Annotated in this window: 9 protein-coding genes; 4 read left to right on the top strand and 5 right to left on the bottom strand. The window is 42.4% G+C overall.

Annotation, left to right across the window (positions count from 1 at the left end):
- Positions 1–587: 587 nt before the first annotated feature.
- Together malQ and A6E01_RS17215 are read right to left on the bottom strand one after the other, a co-directional pair.
- The gene (gene malQ / locus A6E01_RS17210) at positions 588–2,774 is read right to left on the bottom strand and encodes a 4-alpha-glucanotransferase (RefSeq protein ID WP_065210825.1); all 2,187 of its coding nucleotides are present in this window, start codon (positions 2,772–2,774) and stop codon (positions 588–590) included.
- A 219-nt stretch (positions 2,775–2,993) separates the two neighbouring features.
- Positions 2,994–5,447, bottom strand: a complete 2,454-nt coding sequence (locus tag A6E01_RS17215) for a glycogen/starch/alpha-glucan phosphorylase (RefSeq protein ID WP_065210826.1) — start codon at positions 5,445–5,447, stop codon at positions 2,994–2,996.
- A gap of 1,353 nt (positions 5,448–6,800) precedes the next feature.
- Between A6E01_RS17215 and malT the strand changes: the two genes are divergently transcribed.
- The 4 genes from malT to A6E01_RS17235 all read left to right on the top strand — a co-directional run bounded on the left by malT (position 6,801) and on the right by A6E01_RS17235 (position 13,163).
- Positions 6,801–9,506 carry an HTH-type transcriptional regulator MalT gene (gene malT / locus A6E01_RS17220; RefSeq protein ID WP_065210827.1) on the top strand — a complete coding sequence of 902 codons (2,706 nt, stop codon included), beginning with the start codon at positions 6,801–6,803 and terminating at the stop codon, positions 9,504–9,506.
- Positions 9,507–9,766: 260 nt separating this feature from the next.
- Positions 9,767–11,677, top strand: coding sequence for a polysaccharide biosynthesis protein (locus A6E01_RS17225; RefSeq protein WP_206191630.1), 1,911 nt, complete (start codon positions 9,767–9,769; stop codon positions 11,675–11,677).
- A 38-nt stretch (positions 11,678–11,715) separates the two neighbouring features.
- A complete protein-coding gene (locus A6E01_RS17230) occupies positions 11,716–12,618 on the top strand; it encodes an NAD-dependent epimerase/dehydratase family protein (RefSeq protein ID WP_082961399.1) in 903 nt (300 codons plus the stop codon).
- On the top strand, positions 12,615–13,163 hold the full coding sequence (locus A6E01_RS17235; RefSeq protein ID WP_065210828.1) for a sugar transferase: 549 nt from the start codon (positions 12,615–12,617) through the stop codon (positions 13,161–13,163). The genes A6E01_RS17230 and A6E01_RS17235 overlap by 4 nt, the downstream gene beginning before the upstream one ends.
- 43 nt (positions 13,164–13,206) lie before the next feature.
- On the opposite strand, the gene A6E01_RS17240 is transcribed toward A6E01_RS17235, so the two are convergent.
- The 3 genes from A6E01_RS17240 to A6E01_RS17250 all read right to left on the bottom strand — a co-directional run bounded on the left by A6E01_RS17240 (position 13,207) and on the right by A6E01_RS17250 (position 16,436).
- Positions 13,207–14,022, bottom strand: coding sequence for a glycosyltransferase (locus A6E01_RS17240; RefSeq protein WP_082961400.1), 816 nt, complete (start codon positions 14,020–14,022; stop codon positions 13,207–13,209).
- Positions 14,023–14,240: 218 nt separating this feature from the next.
- Positions 14,241–15,497, bottom strand: a complete 1,257-nt coding sequence (locus A6E01_RS17245; RefSeq protein ID WP_065210829.1) for an asparagine synthase-related protein — start codon at positions 15,495–15,497, stop codon at positions 14,241–14,243.
- Positions 15,498–15,545: 48 nt separating this feature from the next.
- Positions 15,546–16,436, bottom strand: a complete 891-nt coding sequence (locus A6E01_RS17250; protein WP_065210830.1) for a glycosyltransferase family 2 protein — start codon at positions 16,434–16,436, stop codon at positions 15,546–15,548.
- Positions 16,437–16,547: the final 111 nt, after the last annotated feature.

The following is a 16,547-nucleotide window of genomic DNA, read 5'->3' on the forward strand; positions in this document are numbered from 1 at the left end:
GCCCAATCTCCTTCGATAATTAATTCTTATTTATAATTTTTATCAGTGAGAGCACCCTGCCCCCACCCTAGCCGTTTTATTTTCGTCAGCGATCATGTTGCCGCTAAGCTAATTGTTCAGATTAACATACTTATTTGACGGTATGTTGAATGTAGTGAGATTAGTGGTATAGCCCACTATGTGCTCTCTAAGATCCCGGCTCTTCGGCCGGGATGACACTTCAAAGTACGGCACAAAAACCGTCATACTGGAAAACACTTAGTGTTTATCCAGTATCTTGGTAAGTGCCAAAACTTGGAATTGTGCTCCCTAAGGTACTGGATAAGCTTCGCTTTCCAGCATGACGGGTTAGGTACACTACCTTTACCAGCCAAACCACTTTGGAAAACAGAAGCCAGCACCACGTCATCCCGGAATTTGTGAAGCAGATATCCGGGATCTTGGGACACATTATCTAAAATGTGCAATCACCACATACAAAAATGCCCGCTGAAGCGCGGGCATTTCAGTTCGCTGTGAACTGTAACAAAATTACAAAAATGAAAGTTTGAGCCGTGCCGAACTTTTAGGCATCAAACAGTCAATTATCATTTTTTGGAAGCTTGATCACGAACTTCTGTTAAACGTTTTGCTATGTGGTTAACCGCTTCACGGCCAAACATATCTTCAAGGTTCACAGACAGTTTACGACGCCAGTTCGGATACTCTTCAACAGTACCAGGGATGTTCACTGGTTTTTCCATTTCTAGCCAATCTTCTAACTGTACGCTTAGTAGAGCAGAAGAGCCGGCAGCAACGTGCAGTTGTAGACCTTCAGCAAGGTAGCGATCCATAGGAACCCACTCTGCGTTTTCACCAATACCTGTCGACAAGAACTGTGGGTTATTTTCACGAATTGTGTTCAAAATACCCTGCTTGCACTCTAAACGATCGTCAAATAGACCAGCAAGTTGCTCTTCATTTGGATACAAACCTAGCTCAGCACCCAGTTTCAGATCATCACAGTGCCAGAAACCGCGTAGCGTTGGCATATCGTGAGTACATAGCGCTGACATAGATTGCTCTGCGTATTCAGTTGGCTTGATGAAGCTGCCATCTTCGTGGTTTTCGAAGAAGAAGATCTTGTACGAGTGCACACCTGCGTCACGCAAGATATCAACGATTTCATCAGGCACAGTACCCAAGTCTTCACCGATAACAGAACACTGGAAGCGGTGAGATTCTAGCGCAAGGATCGCTAGCATATCTTCCACTGGGTAATACATGTACGCACCCTTAGTCGCGTTCTCACCCTTCGGAATCCACCAAAGGCGTAGAAGGCCTAATACGTGGTCAATACGCAGTGCACCACAGTGCTTCATGTTAGCGCGCAATAGCTTAACGTATGCATCGTAGCCTGTTTCTTGCAGCACTTGTGGGTTCAGCGGTGGCAGACCCCAGTTTTGACCTAGAGGGCCTAGCACATCTGGCGGAGCGCCGATGCTTGCATCTAGAATCAGGTTGCCGTCATCAGCCCATGTTTCAGAGCCAGAATCCGCTACACCTACTGCAAGGTCACGGTACAGACCAAGGGTCATACCCTTCTCTTCTGCTAGCGCTTGAGCTTCGTTGATCTGTGTATCTGCAATCCACTGCAGGTACATGTACAGCTCAACCAAGTCTTTGTGATCTTTAATAAACTTCTGAGAGCCAGCGCTATCAAAGCGGCGGTACTTCTCAGGGAATACAGGCCAACCCCACATGTGCTCATCGGCATCACGCAGTGTTTTGTGCATTGCATCAAACGCGGCTTGATGAAGCAGGCTTTCTCCACCTTCCTCAACAAAGCTCAGGAACGCTTGTGCACGTTCAGTGTTTTTGTCTAGGTGACGAGATTTAAACTCAGCAAATAGAAGAGGCAATACCGCCATCTTAAGATCGGATACTTCGCTGTAGTTTACGTGTTGAATCTCACGTGCTTTTTGCAGACGCTGTTGGAACTCAGCGCTACCGACCTTCTGCTGCGCTTCCACACTTAGCGCAAACTCAGGTACGGAACTCACATCAATGTACATGATGTTCAACCAGCGGCGAGAAGATGGGCTATACGGGCTAGCGCCTTCAGGGTTTGCAGGGAACAATGAGTGAATAGGGTTTAGACCCACAAAATCACCGCCACGAGCGGCGATATCACCCACTAATTGTTTCAGATCGCCAAAGTCACCGATACCCCAGTTGTGAGGAGTACGTAGGGTATAAAGCTGGATGCTTGGACCCCACAGTTTTTTGCCGTTTTCAATATCACTTTGTTTGAAGCACGCCTTTGGCGTAACGATCAGTGTCATCTCATAAGGGGCTTTACGACGCTTACGAGTCACGATCAGTTTGTGGTAACCCCACTTAATTTCAGCAGGCAATGCAAAGACTAGTGGACCACCCTCTTTGCGCTCATCTCTTACGATTTGAGACTGCAGGTAGCCTTCAAGGACCTCACCTTGCTCTGTTTCTAAACGCCATGCAAACTCGCTTTCACGAGCGCTTACGCCTAGGTTTAGTTCCACTTCTACTGGCTCGTCATCACGAACCACCAGCACTGGCGCTAATACTTCTTTCTTGTGCATTTTTTCTGCTGATTTAAGCAGTGCTTCGTCACTACTCGTATCGTAACCTAGAGCTGCAAGTAAGCGTTCAATGGTTTCATCTTCAACGCTAGCTTGGTCTCCCCAAGCACTGACATAGCTATCGGCAATACGAGCCATTTCAGCGACTTTTTTTAGTGCGGATTGTTCTTTCATCGCTCTCTCCGAAGACGAAACACGCCTTCAAACAAAATGTAATTTTTTAAAAAGCTGTCAGCTTTAAGCTGCAAGCTATCAGAAATATCGTCATCCTGGGATCTTAGGTTGTACTGTATAAGCCTTGTGCTTCCTAAGGTCCTGGATATTTGCGTTGCAAATTCCAGGATGACGACGTAATGCAAGGGGGAGAACTCGTCCCCACCCTTGCTGTTTTTATTAACGGCTAACCGTTTCTAGTTTCCAGATGTTGTTCACGTAGTCGCGAATCGAACGGTCTGAGCTGAACTTACCAACTAGTGCTGTGTTCATGATTGCTTTCTTCGCCCAGCCAGCTTGGTCACGGTATTGCGCGTCCATATCTTCGTGTGCTTGAACATAAGAGGCAAAGTCTGCAAGACATAGGTATGGGTCACCGCCGTCTAGTAGGCTGTCGAAGGTTGCACGCAGTAGGCCTGGTTGACCTGGAGTGAACTCTTCACCTAGTAGTAGGTCCAAAGACGCTTTTAGAAGGTGGTCAGTATTGTAGTAGTCGTATGGGTTGTAACCGCGCGCTTTAGTCGCTTTCACACCATCAACATCAAGACCGAAGATATAGATGTTTTCATCACCTACTTCTTCACGAATCTCAACGTTTGCACCGTCCATCGTACCGATAGTGAGTGCGCCGTTTAGAGCCATCTTCATGTTACCAGTACCTGATGCTTCTTTACCTGCCATAGAGATTTGCTGAGAAACGTCAGCGGCTGGGATCAACATCTCTGCCATGCTTACACGGTAATCAGGGATGAATACCACTTTCAGCTTACCGCCTAGGCGTGGGTCGTTGTTCACTTTCTCAGCAACCTTGTTGATTGCAAAGATAATCTCTTTCGCTAGGTGGTAGCCTGGTGCCGCTTTAGAGCCGAAGAATACAACACGTGGAGCCATATCAAATGCTGGGTCATTCAGTAGGCGGTGGTATAGAGACAACACGTGTAGTAAATCAAGCTGCTGGCGCTTGTACTCGTGCAGGCGCTTGATCATCACATCAAAGATAGCATTGGTATCAAGCTCGATATCCATGTTTTCTTTAACCCAAGCAGCCAAACGCTCTTTGTTCTGTTTCTTAACCGCCATGAATTCTTTTTGGAATTTCGCATCATCGGCGAATTTCGCGATGCCTTCTAGCTGTTCAAGCTTAGCTGGCCACTCAGAGCCAATCTTCTCAGTGATAAGAGACGATAGACCTGGGTTACAGAACTTCAACCAACGACGAGGCGTAATGCCGTTCGTTACGTTGTGCAGACGAGTTGGGAACATCTCGTGGAACTCTGGGAACAAGTCTGTCTTAACTAGCGCAGAGTGAAGTGCTGCTACACCGTTTACTGCGTAAGAACCGATCACACATAGGTTCGCCATGCGCACCATGCGATGGAAGCCTTCTTGGATGATAGACAGCTTAGCTTGCTTCTCACCGTCACCAGGCCACATTGCACGTACTTCTTGTAGGAAGCGGTGGTTGATTTCGAAGATGATTTCCATGTGACGAGGAAGTAGGCGCTGGATTAGCGACTCAGGCCAAGTCTCAAGTGCTTCTGGAAGTAGAGTGTGGTTAGTGTATGCAAATGTTTGTGAGCTGATTGCCCATGCTGCGTCCCACTCAAGACCGCGCTCATCAATCAAGATGCGCATTAGCTCAGGAATCGCGATCGTTGGGTGCGTATCGTTAAGCTGGATAGTCTCTTGCTTAGGTAGGTCCTCTAGAGAGTAACCTGCCGCTTCGTGACGACGCAGGATATCGCGAACAGACGCTGCAGAGTGGAAGTACTGCTGCATTAGACGCAGAGTTTTACCCTTCTCGTGGTTGTCGTTCGGGTATAGAACCTTAGTGATGTTACCTGCATCGATCAGCGCGTGCTGAGCTTCGAAGTAGTCACCGTTGTTGAAGCTCTCTAGAGAGAAAGGTGCAATCGCTTGGCATTCCCAAAGACGCAAAGGGTAAACCGTAGAAGACTCATAGCCTACGATTGGAAGATCCCATGGCATAGCTCTAACGCTCATACCAGGAACCCATTTGCGAACTTCTTTACCGTTCTCAACAGTCCATTGAACTTCACCGTAGAAGCCAATCTCTTGAGCAAGCTCTGGACGAGCTACTTCCCATGGGTAGCCTTCAATGCCACGCCATGCATCAGGTGCTTCTTTCTGGCGACCATCTTCAAACGATTGCTTGAATAGACCGTATTCGTAGTGCAGGCCGTAACCTACAGTTGGGAATTCTTGAGCAGCACATGAATCCATGAAACATGCAGCAAGACGACCAAGGCCACCGTTACCTAGTGATGGGTCACGCTCTTCTTCTAAAAGATCAGTTAGGTTGAAACCTAGTTCACCCATTGCATCAGTCACGTTCTCGTAAAGGCCCATGCTGATCAAGTTGTTGCCCGTTAGACGGCCAATAAGGAATTCTAGTGATAGGTAGTTAACGCTTTTTGCGTTTGTGATTTTCTTGTCTGATTCAGTTTGAAGCAGGTCAAGGGTAGTGAATTCAGCCAGGGCTTGGCCCATTGCTAGATACCATTGACGTGTAGATGCATTCTCTTCAGTCGTTGCGTAAGTCGCTGTAAGGTGTTTCTTAACACTTGCTTGGAATTGTTTTTTGTCGAACTTTTTTTGTTGAGCTGGTTTCATAAAGGAACTCTCATCGTTTAGTAATTTCCATCTGTGGCCATCATCCTTCAACCCTAGCAATGCTTCATCCTCCTACTAAGGGGGATGATTAGGAGGAGTATTCGGGGCGTAGGGGGGGAGAGAGAATTAAGTTGTTGAGCCAGATCCCACAATAAGGGGGTGACCCCATACAACGCGAGACAACGATCACACTCAAGTGCAATTTGGCATTCATCCTTAACATTTAAATGTGAGCAAAGTAATTTTCGGTATTATGAAAAACGTGAAATCAGTCACGTGAAAACTCGGCTCCCTTGTATGATTTTTCCAACAATCCTGTGCAAGTGCGACCGTACTACCCCTTGAAAACTAGGGCATAGTCGATCCACATCACAAATCTAAGGCGTAGAAAGCAGAAATGGAGGACACCTAAACCAAATCAAAGCAGGATCGGAGGAAAGAAAGAATAATCGCCCCAGAGATGCCCGATAAGAGCACTCGGGCATGACGAAAGTAACCAGCAAACGTCATCCTGAACTAGATTCAGGATCTTAGAAAGTGCAAAGCTTTGAATTTCGCACCCACTAAAATACTGGATAGCCATTACATGGCTTCCAGCATGACGAGTACGTTTTAAGACGTAGTGATGCACACAATAACGCACACGCGTCATCCTGAACTCGATTCAGGATCTTAGAAAGTGCCAAAGTTTGAATTTCGCACCCACTAAGATACTGGATAGCCATTACATGGCTTCCAGCATGACGAGTACGTTTTAAGACGTAGTGATGCACACAATAACGCACACGCGTCATCCTGAACTCGATTCAGGACCTTAGAAAGTGCCAAGGTTTAAGTTTCGCACTCTCTAAGATACTGGATAGCCATTACATGACTTCCAGCATGACAAGTGCGTTTTAAGACATAATGATGCACACAATAACGCACACGCGTCATCCTGAACTCGATTCAGGATCTTAGAAAGTGCAAAGCTTTGAATTTCGCACCCACTAAGATACTGGATAGCCATTACATGGCTTCCAACATAACGAGTACGTTTTAAGACATAATGATGCACACAATAACGCACACGCGTCATCCTGAACTCGATTCAGGATCTTAGAAAGTGCCAAAGTTTGAATTTCGCACTCACTAAGATACTGGATAGCCATTACATGGCTTCCAACATAACGAGTACGTTTTAAGACGTAGTGATGCACACAATAACGCACACGCGTCATCCTGAACTCAATTCAGGATCTTAGAGAGTGCCAAGGTTTAAGTTTCGCACTCACTAAGATACTGGATAGCCAACAACGTCATCCCCGAGCGCTTTTATCGGGGAACTAATAAAGAACAAATAGGTAAGTAACCATGTGGATCCCATCAAAACTGACTCGCCCTGGACGCCTTCACAACGCTATCGTACGTCCTCGTGTTTTGGATTTACTCCAGCAAGCACCTTTTTATAAGTTAGTATTACTTCGCTCTCCAGCAGGTTATGGAAAGACCACAATGGCGGCGCAATGGCTGTCAGATAAGGCTCACGTAGGTTGGTACAACCTAGACGAAAGTGACAACGACAGTTACCGCTTTATTAACTACTTCATTCAGGCGCTGAATAAGGCGACAGATAATGCATGTACTAACTCTCAGGCGTTAATAGAGAAGAGACAATACTCTTCCCTGCACACTCTGTTCGGTGAGATCTTTGGCGAGTTAACCAACAACGTGCACGAAACTTATTTAGTGCTTGATGATTATCACTACATTAACAATGAAGAGATCCACGAGGCGATGCGCTTCTTTATCAAGCACATGCCGGACAATCTTACCGTCGTCGTCACCAGTCGCTCTAACCCGCCACTGGGCACCGCAAACCTTCGTGTCCGCGATCTGATGATCGAAATTGATGACGATTTATTAGCGTTTGATAAAGAAGAGACCACACGTTTCTTTAGTATGCGTATGAAGGAAGAGATTGACGAAACCATCGCTGATGACCTGCGCACTTACGCAGAAGGCTGGCCTTCTGCGATGCAGTTAATTGCGGTACAAGCACTGCAACAAAACAAGCCTCTTCAACAATCTTTGCAAAACATCAGTGAATTTAATCACACCCACTTATGGGACTACCTTGCCGAAGAGGTATTTGACTTCGTTGATGCCAACACCAAAGAATTCTTAATGCAGTGTTCGGTACTCGACAACTTTAGTGATCAATTGATCATTGATGTGACTGGCCGCGAAGATGCCCTCAGCATGCTAGAAAATATGAATAAGTATGGGCTATTCCTAAGTACCGCATCGAGCGAGAACAACTGGTATCGCTTCCACAACTTGTTCAGTGAGTTTTTGACTCATCAGCGCCATACCTACCTGCCCCAACAAGAGGTGACACTGCAAACGGCAGCGGCGCAGTCATGGCTAAAACACGACCGCCCTACTCAAGCGCTAGTACACGCACAGCGCGCCAAAGACTCAGAGCTGTGTGCGAGCATCATGCAAGAACACGGCTGGAAGATGTTTAACAGCGGCGAGCTCACCACATTAGAAAAAGCCATCGCAGAGCTCGATACCGATCAGCTATACAAAACCGCAAAGCTACCGCTACTAAGAGCCTGGCTTGCGCAAAGCCAGCACCGATTTAATACCGTTGGCGACCTACTAGCTGAAGCAAAATTAGAGCTTGATAAACGCAACATTCCACTGTCTATTAAAGAGCAAGGCCAGGTAAGAGCGTTAAGGGCTCAGGTTGCCATTAACCAAGGCAAACCAGAAGAAGCGCTTCGTTTAGCGGAATTGGCCCTTAGCCAAATCGACAACAACGACTTTAGAAGTCGCATCGTAGGCACGTCTGTTATTGGTGAAGTCAACCATGTGTTGGGTCGATTAGATCGTGCCTTGCCTATGATGCAGCAAACTGAAAAGCTCGCTCGTCAGTACCAAGTGTTCCATCACGTACTGTGGGCGCTGATCCAGCAGAGCGAAATATTGATTGCACAAGGGTATATTCAAGCGGCCTATGAGCTTCAAGACCAAGCATTCAAGCTAATAGAAGAACACCACTTCCAGCAAGTACCGCTACACGAGCATCTACTTAGAACACGCGCGCAAATACAATGGTGTTGGAACCGTCTAGATAATGCCGAGCTTTCGGCTTATAAAGGCATTGATGTACTAGCAAACCAACCAAGTGGTCACCTACACAGCTACTCTATGCTAGTTCGAGTGGCCATGGGTCGAGGTGAGCTCGACAAAGCAGGTCGTTTCGTCAAGAACATCGAAGCATTGCTAGCAGAATCAAACTATCACATCGATTGGTCTGCTAACGCATCCTTCTCACAAATCCTTTACTGGCAAGCCAGCAAAGACGTCACTGCGATCCACAACTGGCTCATTCAAACTGAAACGCCAACGGACGCGACCAACCACTTTAACCAACTGCAGCTTCGCAACATCGCACGCGCACAAATTGCCTGCGACATGCTAGAAGAAGCCCAAGACACCATCGCCTTCTTACAAGAGCAAGCAAACACCCATGGTCTGGTCACCGACATTAACCGCAACCTGATTGTAGAGACCGTTCTAAACATCAAACTGGACAACGAAGTCACCGCCAGCGAGAAACTGAAAACCGCACTCAGCATGACCAACCAAACCGGTATGTTAGGCAACTTCATCGTCGACGGCGCCACCATCAACAAGCTTCTAGAAAAACTAGTGAATAAAGGACACCTAGGCGACCTAGAGCGTCACCGCGCACTGCAACTGCTAAAAGAAATCGGCAACAAACAACGCAGCCGCGCCGTACACTTCGACGAAGAGTTCGTAAACCAACTAGTCAACCACCCCAACATCCCAGAGCTGATCCGCACCAGCCCCCTCACCCAACGTGAGTGGCAGGTACTGAACTTGATTTACTCTGGCTTTAGTAACGAGCAGATCGCCCAGGAATTGGATGTGGCAGGAACTACGATTAAGACGCACATTCGTAATTTGTATCAAAAGTTGAATATTGCGAACAGAAAAGAAGCGATAGAGACGGCTGAGAATCTTTTGAGGTTGATGGGGTATTAGATTTGGCGCATCCAATTCAAGCTTTGTTGCATAAACACTGCTCATTTTAACCTATCAAAAACTCAAGTAACGGTTAACATCAAAAAGGTTAACCGTTACTTCATCAATCATTTACTAAATCAATGTTTTACTCTCATAAACACCTATTTGTATAAAATTGATTTTAATCTGCCTAGTTGCTCTATAATTGGACAAAGCCTTGCAGACACAATCAAATTTAGTCGATAGAATACCCTTTGGATTGTCAAAAGTTGTACACAATGTTCAAACTCAAATACATATGGAATTTGCCACGAGTCTCTAAACGAATCATTAGCGTTATTATTGACTCTTTCTTCATCATTTTTTCGTACTACGCCGCGCACTGGGCTCGCCTAGGTGATTTAATGTGGCTGCCAAAGTACGACAATCCTTATGTATTACTCGGTACAATAATTATTACCATTTTTGCATTTACCAAACTTGGTTTGTACCGAGCAGTGCTCCGATACCTAACGTTCCACGCATTATACGTTGTCAGTATCGGCACAATAATATCGACAGTGTCTATCGCTCTACTCGCTTATTATCTCAACTCAGATGTACCCAGATCGGTACCCATCATTTACGGCGCATTTTTAGCACTATCGTGCGGTGGAATAAGACTAATTGTTCGCGTTTTGGTGAGCCAGTCTTTCTCTAAAACAAGAAAAAATGTACTCATTTATGGTGCAGGTTCTGCGGGTAGACAACTTTCCCTAGCTTTGCGTTCTTCTGAAACACATAAAGTTGTTGGGTTTATCGACCAAGACAAAACCCTTGAAAACACAGTCCTAATGGGTCTAAAAGTTCTTAAAATTGAACAAGTTGAGAAACAAATAGATCGCCATAATGTGCAACAAATCTTACTCGCGATTCCAAGCGCATCCAGAGCCCGAAGAAAAGCGATTCTAGATGACTTAGTACATCTCTCCGCTGAAGTGTTAACCATCCCTGATATGGGCGATATTGTCTCAGGTAAAGCAAAGATTGATGAATTAAAAGATGTTGCGATTGAAGATCTACTTGGTCGTGATCCCGTTGAGCCTCAACAAGCTCTTATGGAATCAAACATTAAAGATAAAATAGTCATGGTAACCGGTGCCGGAGGCTCTATTGGGTCTGAGCTATGTCGTCAAATAATCACACAGCAACCTAAGTCTCTTCTTCTATATGAACTTTCTGAGTTTGGCCTCTATCAGATTGACAGAGAACTTAACGCTATTTGCAAAGAAAATGGTATTGAAATAGACATTGTTCCACTTTTAGGCTCTGTTCAGCGCTCTAACCGCTTAACGATGGTAATGAAAACGTTCAACGTGCAAACAGTTTATCACGCAGCAGCCTACAAGCATGTTCCCTTGGTTGAATACAACGTAGTTGAAGGCATAAGAAACAATGTCTACGGCACATATTACACGGCTAAAGCAGCCATCGAGGCAAACGTAGAATCGTTTGTACTCATCTCTACAGACAAAGCAGTAAGACCTACCAACGTGATGGGCGCCAGTAAAAGAATGGCAGAACTATCACTGCAAGCACTGGCCGCAGAGAAAGATCATAATACGCGCTTCTGTATGGTGAGATTTGGTAACGTGCTCGGTTCTTCTGGCTCAGTGATACCACTGTTTAAAAAGCAAATTGCAGCAGGTGGACCAATCACCGTCACACACCCAGATATTATCCGCTACTTCATGACTATACCGGAAGCAGCTCAACTGGTTATTCAGGCTGGTGCCATGGGTAAAGGTGGTGATGTATTTGTTCTGGATATGGGAGAGCCGGTGCGAATTGTAGATCTAGCCAGAAATCTCATAAATTTATCAGGTCTAGAGGTGAAAACAGACGAAGCACCTCATGGTGACGTTGAAATACAATACTCCGGATTACGTCCCGGCGAAAAATTGTATGAAGAACTTCTTATTGGTGAGAATGTTCAAAAGACAGCTCACAGCCGAATTATGGCTGCAAATGAAGATTGTCTAGAATTAGTGGAGTTTGATGTTTTAATAGGAAAACTGGATGCTGCGTGTCATGATTTTGACCATAAAGCCATTCGTCAAATATTACTCGATGCGCCCACTCAGTTTAATCCAACAGATGAAATTGAAGACCTTGTTTGGAAGTTAAAACAACACAAAGCAACTAACTAGACCAACCAATCACCGAGCAATAAATTATAGAGACTAATTTGAACAAATACTTAATAACTGGCGCCAATGGTTTTGTTGGCTCCGCATTGATGACAAGGCTCTCAGATCAAGCAGTTGGGACTGTTAGAAAAGAATCTGGTCTACCAAACACCAAAGCTACAGGCGATATCACTCCCAATACTGTTTGGAGCGAATACTTACACGGAGTAAATGTCGTAGTTCACCTTGCAGGAATTGCCTCAAAACAGGGTTCCTCCCAAGACGATTACAATAAGATTAATCATCTGGCTACATTGAAACTTGCTGAAGATGCAGCAAATAAAGGTGTCAGACGTTTTATTTTTGTCAGTACTATTGCGGTTATGGGACAAACTGGTTCGTTTGACGAAGAGTCAATCACAAACCCGCAAAACGACTACGCTAAGTCCAAGCTTAACGCCGAACTCGGACTTAAAAAGCTTCTTGCTGACTCGGAGATGGAACTTGTGATTATACGCCCACCTCTAGTCTATGGAGAGGGAGCTACAGGTAACTTTTTAATCTTGCAGAAATTGATTCAAAAATTACCAATACTGCCATTTGGTTTGAGTAATAACAGGCGAAGCTTTATTTCTCGAGATAACTTGATTGATTTAATTATAACCTGTGCCAATCACTCAAAAGCAGCAGGAGAAGTCTTCCTAGCAAATGAAGGACCAAGTATTTCGACACGGGAATTCACCAACGCCATTGCCAAAGGGCTTGGCAAAAACCCAATTCAATTTCCTTTGCCCGGCATAGTAGCAAATATCCTATTTAAGATTATCAAACGGCCAACAATGTACTCACAATTATTTGAGGACTTAGAAGTTCAGTCAAGCAAACTTCGAGATGTATTAAACTGGACTGCACCACTATCCTTAGAACAAAATATGCAAAACTTAAAAGAGACTAAATTATGACAAGAGTATGTGATTTCCTATTCTCATTTTTCGGATTGATTTTTCTCTTTCCTGTTTTAGTGATCGTCACAATTGCCGGTTACTTTGACACTGGCTCGCCTATTTTTAGGCAAACAAGAATGGGCCAAAATAAAAAGCCATTCACACTTATAAAGTTTCGTACTATGAGTGTTGATACTCAATCTGTAGCAAGTCATCTTGCGAGTAGCTCTTCGATTACACGATTTGGACAGTTTCTCAGAAAAACCAAGCTAGACGAACTTCCACAATTGATAAACGTGCTTAAAGGAGAAATGAGTCTAGTTGGCCCCCGACCAAATTTAATGACTCAAGAAGAACTCATTCAAGAGAGAGAATCAAGAGGGGTTTATAACGCCCTACCAGGAGTTACAGGGCTGGCACAAGTGAATAATATCGATATGTCGACGCCTGAGTTACTGGCTAAAACAGACGAATCTATGCTCGCTAGTATGACAGTCGCTGACTATTTCAAATACATTATTATGACGGCAACGGGAAAAGGCTCTGGTGACGCCATTAAATAAGTAATAGACGAAATTGCTAATCAATATCGTCTTAGCTTCCGAACTAATCTCTTGGATCGAACTTTTTCATTAAAAAGTACAACTTGTGCTGCAAAGCACTAGGTAGAAAAGATCGGAAGAATGGATAAAAACACAAAAGTGACTTTATTATTCCCAATTTCAATGCCATAGAGCCTTTGAATCCAATAATTCCCTGTTGAAACGCAATTTTCGGGCTTTGTCTTTTATTCGTTTCTCTATCATAACGATAAGCAATTAGTGGCTTATCAATATTATGAAAGATTGCGCCGATTTTTGCGACTCTAAACCAGAGTTCGTAGTCCTGACGTCTCTTTAACCTTGAATTGTACCCACCAACAGCAGTGATAATGTTTTTTCGGTACATAACACTAGGGTGCAACAATGGACAGCACCACAGTTCTTTATATATCTGATCATTAGTTGTTGGATTCGAACGAATACCTTGAAAATCACCTTGAAAGTCAACTAGTTTCGCAAATGAACCAACTATACCAACTTTCGGATTATTCATTAGATATCTTTCTTGGAGCTCTAATCTTTTTGGGTAGCAATAATCATCAGTATCTATACGGGCGACTATGTCTCCCCCACAGGCAGCAAGGCCCTCATTAAGTGCGCGACCTAAACCAACATTCTCCGTCAACTTAATCACTTTAATATTAAGTTTATTTTTAAACCGAAAGACCAAACTTTCTAAATTATCTGGAATAAATCCATCAAACACAATTACGACCTCATCAGCCAAACGAGTTTGCTTCTCTAAGCTGACTAAGCATTCTTCAAGAAAAATTTCAGACTCTTTTTGATAGAGAGACATTAACACGGATATGGTCGACATATAAACTTAATCCCGAAATCACTATATTTACAAAAATTAATACAATAAAAATCATTGAATGATTTTTCTAGCTAGGAGTATCTCCATAACTTATATCAAATTATAAACGCATCTTAGTCAATCTATATAATATGAAAAACTGGTGACATGATCATAAAAATAAACATTTCTAATTAGAATAAATTATAGAAATCACAAACTATTCAGCTTAAGTATTTTTAACCGATTAAATCGTTTATTTCTTTCTGTTTCATTCCTTTCGACAAACAATACCCATAAAGATTAACTAATTCTAATGCTGCTCGTTTTTTTACATAATTAGGAAGCTTAGACGTAGTTAATTCATCTCTGTGTGCAGTAGAAATCATCGATCCGAGAGTATTATCCAAAAACAATTCATAATCCAAGTCAAAATAAAGATCAACACCGCGTTTTGATTGTGACCAAGAAATATTATTTACCAAAAGTTGACGTAATAATAATTTGTTTTCCAATTTTCTAAAATCATACTTACTTCTGACTGGCAGGTTAAAAGTATATTCAGCCAATTGTTTATCTAACCAAGGAAATTCGACAGAAGTACCAATTTGTTCGCAAGAAATGCTAGCTTTGGCCATCATACATTGATGATCGTGAAACGATCCACGACTATAAGCTCTAAAATCAATAATATTTTCCGGATCATTTGAGTTCGAGATCAAAGAAAAATACTTATTAATATTAAATGAATAAGGAAATTTAAACACGCAACCCAATGCGGATAAGTCTCCATGAGATTCAGCTGGTGAACGCAAAAACCACTTTAAAAAATTTAAATGTTTCGGAATAAGCTTCCAAAGTCCAAACCTTGATAAATAGTAAGATTTTAATTGAGTGCTCGAAGGAATATAACCGAAAGTTTCATCATTTCCTAGCCCATCTAATACAACATATTCATCAACATTAAGCGATTTTTTTTCAAAAAACGTTTTCAATCCAAACAGAAAATAGATAAAACCTTGATCCATTACAGGTTGATTCATTTTTGAACATGCGTCTAGAAAATAGTTAATATCAAATGAATCGAGTATTGTATTACTATCAATAAAGTGCGGTGTATGACCCAGTTCGTATGCTTTTTCCTCAACAAAGCTTTTAAGCTCAATATCATCAGTTCGGAGTAGTGTTAATGTCTCACATTTTATGTTTAAATTAGCTAGAGCTACTGCAAGCGACATAGAATCCTTACCATCACTAAGTAACAAGAGTACCCGTTTATCCCCAATAGAGCGTTTAATCGCTTCTGATATATTTTTGAGTAAAGTGTCTATGCTTGGATCGGAATCACCTCTGTAATTAGAAGATTTCATCCTATATATATAATTTTCAAACTTCTCTTTACCTTCGGCTGCAACACTATCTATATTCAAGTAATTTTCAATTGGTGAGATCATATACTTAGATATTGTGCTAATTTTTACCTTATCTATTGCCATAATAAAACCTAAATTAATCTATTGCGTTAATTGTTCCGATAAAAAGTTCTAATAGTATATCACTAACACGAGAGTTCGTAACGTCGGATATAGAAATAAAGACTTTAAATAATACTTAAAAAATCTAGGATCGTTATTTCTTCGATATGCTCTAGCTATTGTGTGATTTAAACGTGATAAGAATTTTCTTCGAACTAGAATATCTAAGTTATTTACTTCATTCTTGTATTTTTCTTGTATACGCAAAATCGATTTAATATGCTTAAGTGCATTAGTAGATACTTGGGTATTAGTGCTATTATGGATTGTATAGATCAAATTGAATTTTTTATCCCATACGGCTCTAGATTCATTAATTACCCTTATCCAAAGATCGTAATCTTGCAAGGTATTTAATTTTTCATCAAAACCACCAACAAGATCGAATATTTTTCTCCTTAGAGCAACACCAGATGTAGAACCAGGAAAATTACCGGACCAAATATTTGACATTTTACCTTCGATACTTTTACGTGTTACCTTATCTAGATCAATAGAATTGACAAACTTCTTACCTGTATAAACCAAACCTATCTTGTTCTCTACGTCTTGTTGTAAAATACCAGCTTGGGTTGCTACTTTCTCATTTGACCATGCATCATCGTCATCTAAAAACATGATTATATCACCAGTAGAATTAGTAACACCTAAATTTCTTGAGTAATTACCTCCTTTTGATACTAGATTCTTCAGATATATAATAGAAATATCTAACCCGTAACTTTTTTTCATATTATAGATGTCAGAATCTGATAACACATGCGCAGAATCTGAGCCATCATCTACTAATATAACTTCCTTCGGCAGCAATGTCTGATTAAAAACTGATTTTATAGCTCTTACAACAAAATCCTTTCTATTCTTTGTTGTGATTATAACGGAAACTGATAAATTACCCATGAATAACACCATTATATTAACTTTTTTTAAGTATTGAGTACAATGAAAAATAATGAAATTACTTACTAAACAATGATATTACATACATCGTATTAAATTTAATAACTAGCA

The organism is Vibrio breoganii, from assembly GCF_001677275.1.
GTDB classification, from domain to species: Bacteria; Pseudomonadota; Gammaproteobacteria; order Enterobacterales; family Vibrionaceae; genus Vibrio; species Vibrio breoganii.